Genomic DNA, 6,186 nt, shown 5'->3' on the forward strand with positions numbered 1-6,186 from the left:
GCTGGGGAGCGCGGGGCGTTGCGGCGCCACCAGATAGAACGTGGCGAAGCCCGCGGCCGGGTCCGGGTCGCCGGCCTGGCCGAGCGGGCCGCTCGTGCCGTTCCAGCCTCCCCCGGGCGCCGCCGTTCCCGAAGAGTCGGAAAGGAAGCACTCCGCGCCTGCGAGCTGCCAGAATTTCCGGCCCCCCGCGATCAGCTCGCCCCTCGAGAGACCGCCGCCGATCGCCCCGCGGTAGACGTCAGCCGCTTGCAGCGGGCCGGACCAGTTGAGGGTCGTCGCCCCCGCCGCCCGATCGTAGAGGAGCCCGAGCGAGGCGTCGATGAGCCCCACGGCCGCCTTCACCCCGAGCGTCACCTCCGCTCCGTCCCCGGAGTAGACCGGCAGATCGAACGAGGCGCCGGTCTGGCTCGTGCAGTCATGGTCGGAGCTGCAGCGCATCAGGACCCGGTAGGACACCTGGCGCTCCGGCGCCTCGAGGAAGAAGAACTTCGCGCTCCAGTCCTGCGCCAGGGCACCGTCCCGGAAGAACCGGAACTCCTGCAACCCCTGGGGACAGCCGCCCGGCAGCGTCGACGCGGCCGCGCTCACCCGGATCGGCTGGCCGGCCACGGCGACGGTGGCCAGCCCGTCGATGAGATTTCCCGCCAGGTCGGTCACCCTGGCCACGACACTTGTCCCATGGTCCCCCTGCGCGGGATTGCACTCGGCCGTGCAGCCGGTGCCGGGAGGCGGGGCCAGATCCGGCAACAGCGACTGCTGGCTCTCGACGGCGCCTGTGAGCTTGATGTTGTCGAGCCACCAGCCGTCGTCGCTCTGATTGTTCGCCCAGTTGCCACCCACTTCGTAGTACGACCCGGCGGTGTCGTCGAACATCCAGGAGCTGCCGATCCAGCGGACGCGGATACGCTGTCCCAGGAATCCGGCCAGGTTGAACTTGGTCTGCACCCAGACGCCGACACCGGACGGATCCACGACGCCGCCGAAGCACCGGCCGGTCGTCGCGGGGGTCGTGCCGTTCGTGGTGCCGCAGAAGGCCCAGCCTCCCTGCGGCCAGCACATCGTCTCGTGGATGCCGCGCGGCGCGGGCGGCGCCGAGCCGGTGTCGGTGGGGGTGAACCGGCAGTAGCGCCCGACCGGCGCGAACTGGCTCCAGGAGCCCTGAGTCTGATCGTAGACGTTCTGGAACGGCACGAGCTTGTCCCACGGTCCCCAGTCGTCCACGGCGGGATCGGGGTCGGCGTCGACCTGAACCTGAACGTCGGCACAGTCAATGCACAGGTTCCCGCCGAAGCCGGTCTGAGCCTGGGACATGAGATCGGCGATGTGGAACATCGACAATTCGAGATCCCCCGCTCGGGGGAACAACGCCAGGTTGATCGGCGCCGAGACGAACGCCTGCAGCGCGCGGAGATGGGTCGTGTCCCCATACGTGTCCGACAGGAGAAAGTGCGCCCCCATATGCAGGGAGTTCGGCACGCTCAGCGCCTTTCGGCCGTTCGCCGGCGTCTGGTAGAAGCAGCCGCTGACGCAGGCACCGCTCTCAGCGTTGGGACAGTTCGTCGCGCCCGGCGGGCAGTGCAGGTGCCAGTCCATCGGGTAGTCCGGGTCCAGGATGCACCCCGCGTTCCCCTGCGCCGGCGTCACGAAGCCGCCGCACGCGATTCCGGCGACGGTCCCCATCGCGCTGCCGTCGGCGCTCCCGCGCAGATAGGCGCCGTGCTCGATCACCCCCGTTCCGGCGTCGGTGCGACGGAAGGTGTCGTTCACGGTGAAGAGACCGTCCCCGTCCCGGTCGGCGTCGAAGGTCTCGAGGATCGTCCCGTCGTCGGCCGTCCCGGCGATCCCGTCCGGTCCGGCGACAAACACCTGAGGTCCGGCCGGAAAGTCGAGGTCGGCCAGCAGCCTGAAGCAGACCGGCGCTGTCGTCCCGAGGCTCTCGTTGGCGACCACGGACAGGCAGAGATCGACCGTCGGCTGCAATGCAGAAGTCGTCTGCAGCGTGTCGCTCGCCTTGAAGGTGAACCCGGGCTGGAGCGGATCGAGGCTGCCGAGTGTCACCACCGCCCCCGCGGCGAAACTCGAAAGGGACAGGGTCGGCTGGAGGATGCAGGCGACGTCCGGGTCGCTCGACACGAGGGAGAACCGGGCGTCCGTCAGGGCCGGGCCGGTGTTCTGGATCTGCACCCTGACCCGTCCGGTCTCGCCGGTGTCGGGGAAGATGTCGTGGTCGCCGTCGATGTCCAGGTAATCGATCGCCAGGACAGAGTAACGCGCCAGAGGCACTCGACTGCACTTGATCGAACCCCGGAACGTCACGAGGTCGTCCGGGATCCCGTTGTCATCGTCGTCCATCGAGCCGGCCGGATCGCAGGCGTCCCCGAGGCCGTCGCGGTCGCTGTCTCTCTGGACGATCGGACCGGGAACCGTGGGAGGATTTCGAATCCCGGGGCAGTTGTCCAGGACATCTCCCACCCCGTCGATGTCGGCATCGTCGTTGGCGTTCGAGCAGGACTCCCAAACAGCGTGGCGCACCGCAGTCTGGCAGACGCCGCCCGCGGGGCAGGCCGGATCGCTTGTACCCGGGAGGCTGGTGCAGGCGATCGATGGATCGTTGCTGCAGATCCCGATGACGGCCACATCGGCGCAGTCGCCGTCGCAGGAGTCACCGATGCCGTCGCCATCCGAGTCCTGCTGGTCGGCATTCGTCGCCAGGACGCAGTTGTCGCTGCCGTCCGCCAGGCCGTCGTGTTCGGTGTCCAGACTGCTGCTGCCGCAGGCGAAGCCCCGGGTCAGATCGCAGACGCCGCCGGTCCCGCCGGTGCACTCCACGTTCGTCAGGCAGGGGGTGATCGGGGCGGCGGGAGTATAGATGCAGCGCCCCTGCTGGCCGTATGCGCCGGTGGAGTTGGAGAATCTTGCGAGGTTGTAGACGTCGGGGCAGTTATCGGCCAGGTTGGCCACCCCGTCGCCGTCCAGATCGTCCAGCTCGCACGCGTCGCCGGTTCCGTCCTGATCCGAATCGGCCTGCGAGACGTTGGCGATCGTGACGCAGGTGTCGCACGGGTCGCCGACGCCGTCGCCGTCCGCGTCCTCCTGGAACTGATTGAAGGTGAACGGGCAGTTGTCGACCGGCGCGTTCACGCCGTCCCCGTCCGGGTTGTCGAACAGGCTCTCCCCCGCCACACCGTCGCGGTCGCCGTCGCACCCCGGGTCGATGTAGTAGACGATGAACTGGCCGTCCGTCCCCGGGTTGGTGAACACGTTGGCCGGATTGTTGGTGGAAGTCGAGAAGAGGACGCTGCCGCGGAACAGGCCGGCCTGCCCCGGCACAGCGGCCAGGGTGTAGCGCTTGGCGTTCGGGGTCAGGACCGAGAAGCGAGCCGTCGTGAGGGGGATCGATTCGCTGTCGGTCACGATCATGACCTCGACACTCGGCGTTCCCGGAGCCAGCTTGGAATCGACCACCGTGATCTCGACCGCCTCGTCGCACTCGTAGAGGTCGGTGCGGTCGGCCGTGATGCTGGCGCACTGGCCGCCGGCAGGGGTCCCCGGCGTGTTGAACCGGTAGCAGGCGGGCGTGTGCGCCGGCACGAAGGAGCTTTCGTCCAGCGGATGGAACTCGTCCCACTCGAAGACGACGTCGTCCACCCCGAAGCCGTAGTCGGCAATGCGGTCGATGCTCTCGATGGAGTAGAACCCGATGCCGATCCCCCAGCGGTTCCCGCCGGTCTTGCCGGGGCCGGTCCAGAAGTAGGAGTTCTCGGGAGCGGCCAGGCCGGCGAGGTTCTCGGAGCCGAACCCCCCCTCGTAGCCGACCAGGGTGAAGTCGAAGTTGCGCACCGGTCCGGCCGTGGTGATTGACTCCAGGGTGCAGGCGGCGCCGGAGCCGCAGTCGGCATGCACCTGGCACGGAGCGCCCGGGGTCGGGCCCCCTGTGCAGACGCCGGGGACCGCCGCGCCGGGGAGCGGGAGCTTCAGATAGTCGGGGGGCGCCTGCGGGATCGGCGACGCGCTGTCCGGGTTCGTGTTCTGGGTGTACCCGGTGAAGCCACTCTCGCCCCCACCGTCGAACGGCGTGCCGCCGTTCGCATCGACCAGCGGGCCGAAGGTCCTCTGATGCGGATTGGTGCTCCGTGGGTCGATCCCCTCGCCGTTGGGGAAGTACTGCTCGTGGCCCGACAGGGCGATCACGTTGTACGGCCAGCCGCCGAATTTGCGCGTGTAGTACGTGTCGAGCTGCTGGCAGAGCAGGCAGTTGACCGTGTCCAGGTCGAGGTTGTTGTCGATGTTGATCCCACCGCCGAAGTAGGCCGCGTTGACCACCTGCAGGTTCAGGTTGGCCCCGAAGCGCTGGAACTCCACGCCGTAGGCGAACCCGCGGGCGTCGTTGTTCTGGTTGACCTTGGCGATAATCGGTGAATGCAGCACGTCGAACGTCAGCTCGATCCGCTGCTCGGTCGCGCCATTGTTCGGGATCGCGTGGTTGTCGCACGCGATGGCGCCAGGGGCCGGTGTGGCGGCGTTGCCGTCCCCCGTGTGCCACATGCCGTACACGCCCCCCTGGCTCGTCTGGAAGCCGCAGAGCCCGGAGGTCTTGTACTCCCACATCGGGTTGGCGGAGATGTTGAACGCGGTGCTCCCCGGATGGCGGATCGGCATCCAGCCTCCGTTGTTGCTGTCGAACCTCCAGGGAACCTTGTCGCCGCTCGACGGACCGGACCCCGCGAGCAGGATGCCGCGGTCCAGGATGCCGTTGGGGATGATGTCCTCCTCGGACGCGTCCAGGAGGCCGTTGTTGTTCAGGTCCTCGCCGAGAGTGTTCGTGACCGTCGGCGTGCCGCCGATGGTCGTGCCGGCGACGAACATGCTCGAGAAGGTCACGTCCTCGTCCGGAAGCACGAACAGCTTGAACGGGTCGACCACGTCGGGCCGGTCGATGACCAGGCTGCGGTTCAGGTCGCGCACCTGGCGCCCCCCCGCGGGGAAATCGGTCGAATAGTGCCGGGTCTCGCGGTCGGCGTTGATGACGTGCGTGAAGCCGTACGACTGGCGGTGCAGGTGCTGCCCGCTGCTGAGCGAGTCGAGGGTCAGGGTCAATGTGACCTGGCGATTCAGAGTGGGGAGGGCGTTGGCCGCCGCGGAATCGACGAAGACGTGGAAGAAGACGCCGTTCGTGGCGCCGGCCGGGATGCGCCCGATGTTCCGGGGCGAATCGAGAACCCGGATGGCGGCCGCGCCGGGCCCCGAGGGGGTCAGCGTGGCGATCACGTCCGCGTAGTCGTCGCCGCCGACGAGGCCGCGGCCGCGGTTGCTGAGGGCCACGCCGTAGGTCACGACCTCTCCGGCGTCGAGGAATTCGTCGTTGTCGCAGCCGTTGCCGATCGAGAACTGCTCGCCGGTGGCGTTGTCGCCGAGGATCGAGAAGAACGCGGGGATGAAGTTCGGCGAGCAGTTCACCTGGCCGCCGGCGGACACGGGCGCCTGCCCGGGGGGGGCGTACGTGGCGTACACGAACTGGCCTGTGTCCGCTTCCAGGATGCCGTTGTTCGGGACGGGAGCGGATCCGAGACGGACCGGAACGCCGGCAGAGGTCGTGACCCCCGTGGCCGCTCCTGCGGAGAACGAGATGCCCCCTTCCGAGTCCACCGTCGCGCCGGCGGCGTTCCTGACCGAAAACGTCGTGGCGCCTGCGGAGCGCGCGGCCCCGGCGCCGGGGGTGGAGTCGAAGATCGACGCCACCGCCGAGTCGGAGCAGACGTAGCGGATCTTGTCGAGCGAGATGCTGCTGGCCGGGAACGACGACGGACCGCGCGCCGGCGCCGCCTCGGCGAGAACCACCGGCCCCGCCACGACGAGGGCGTACGTCTGGCCGCCCAGGTCCAGGAGGCCGTTGCCGTTCGTGTCCTCACCGGCGTCCAGACGACGGTTCGGAAGGAGCGGGCCGGCGCCGTCTGGATCCAGGTCCTCGTTCGGGCCGCCGCTGGTGATCGAGCCGGGGGTCGAACCGCCCGCTCCGCGCTTCACCGTCACCTGCCAGTTCCCCACGTACAGGGTCGAGTCGGCGAAGTTCCGGTCCTGGTTCGGATCGGAGTTGAGGTGGAACCCTTCCTGCGGGTTGCGCAGGTCGTGAATTTCGCCGGAAGCGGCCGGACGGGCCAGGGAGTACTGGTCGGTCCACGGCGCGTT

Annotated in this window: 1 protein-coding gene; it reads right to left on the reverse strand. The window is 68.8% G+C overall.

Annotated features, from left to right (window positions below; genetic code table 11):
* Positions 1 to 6,186: thrombospondin type 3 repeat-containing protein (locus VGV60_13655; GenBank protein ID HEV8702314.1), on the reverse strand; the 6,186-nt coding region annotated here is incomplete at both ends.

It is taken from the genome of Candidatus Polarisedimenticolia bacterium (assembly GCA_036001465.1).
Lineage (GTDB): Bacteria > Acidobacteriota > Polarisedimenticolia > Gp22-AA2 > Gp22-AA2 > Gp22-AA3.